The sequence below is a fragment of the Pseudomonas sp. SIMBA_068 genome, from assembly GCF_046534705.1.
Classification (GTDB): Bacteria; Pseudomonadota; Gammaproteobacteria; order Pseudomonadales; family Pseudomonadaceae; genus Aquipseudomonas; species Aquipseudomonas putida.
The window spans coordinates 1-252 of the sequence record NZ_JAWRYI010001099.1; the positions used below are offsets into that span (position 1 = coordinate 1).

A 252-nucleotide genomic window follows, 5' to 3' on the forward strand; every position below is an offset into this window, starting at 1 on the left:
CTGGATGTTTTCGAAGCCATACTTCTGCGCCAGCAATTGCATCGGCGCCTGGGTTTCGCGGCCATACGCCGAATCGTGGTAAACGGTGACGATCTTCTTGCCCTTGAGCTTGTCGAAACCACCTTCGCGTTCAGCGATGTAGTTGATGCCCACCGAAGCCTGGCCGTAGTAGTTCAGCAACAGCGGGAAGGCATAGGGGAACACGCTGCCATCGGTGGACTCGGTACGCCCACCGGCACCGTCGATCAACGG

Annotated in this window: 1 protein-coding gene; it reads right to left on the reverse strand. The window is 58.3% G+C overall.

Annotated elements, in window-relative coordinates; all coding sequences use genetic code 11:
* Positions 1-252: ABC transporter substrate-binding protein (locus SB756_RS32875; protein WP_410913612.1), on the reverse strand; the 252-nt coding region annotated here is incomplete at both ends.